This is a genomic window from Bartonella vinsonii subsp. vinsonii, assembly GCF_902825235.1.
Lineage (GTDB): Bacteria > Pseudomonadota > Alphaproteobacteria > Rhizobiales > Rhizobiaceae > Bartonella > Bartonella vinsonii.
This window is the reverse complement of record NZ_CADEAJ010000038.1, coordinates 1-814: the sequence shown is the minus strand read 5'-3', so window position 1 is coordinate 814 and position 814 is coordinate 1. Positions and strand designations below refer to the sequence as shown.

The window sequence follows — 814 nt, the reverse complement described above, 5'->3', positions numbered from 1 at the left end:
GCATGCCCATAACAAGCATGGGGACTGGGATAACTAAATATTATTTTCCCCCCCTCTTTCCAAGGACCATTACCAGCGGGTACTTTGTCAAAGGTATAAGGATTGTGACCAGCTAACCATCCGCCAACAAAGTCATATTTATGGTTTTCCAAGTTCACATAGGTTTGCTTGCCATTACTTAAGATATATAACGTATTTGCCATGTCTTGAGCGTTAAAAGCTGGACCAAAAAGATTAACACTTGTGTTTTCTGCTATATCGTGGACGCCACGTTTTTTAAAGTCACGCATTCCATTGCCTACTGTCAAGCTACCACGGCTATGCGCATCAACAATCGCTCCATCATTGCCATAGAGAGATAGAAAATTCTGGAACTTCTTTGTTGAATTGGTTAATCCAAAAAAAACTCTACCTTCTAGGAACTTCTGAAAAACCGCTACCCCTAACTCTACGAGCTTGTCTTCAGCTTGTGGAAAAACTGTAAAATAAAGGGGATCATGATCATTATCAGCAAACTGGACAGCATAGCGCGCAGCGTCATCTGGTGAGGTGCGAATTCCATTGTAGAACATATGCCGGTTGCCATCAGAGCCTTTTTGTAAATGCTTCTCTTCCTCTGGCGTTAAATAATGATACAGAGGTATTTTTCTTCCATAGCTATCTCTTATAGGGATCCCATTTTTATCTGTTGCATAGATGACATTGCCATTTTCATCATGCAAAACCTCACCCTCAAAATGCTCTTTGACATATGAGATTTTATAAATTTTACCAAGGTATCCAAATCCTTCATCTGATAAATCATTGATCATAT

At 39.7% G+C, this 814-nt stretch carries 1 pseudogene; it reads right to left on the bottom strand.

The features are described 5' to 3' along the window. Positions 1 to 814, bottom strand: a pseudogene (locus J7R12_RS08585) (hypothetical protein); the annotation flags it as partial.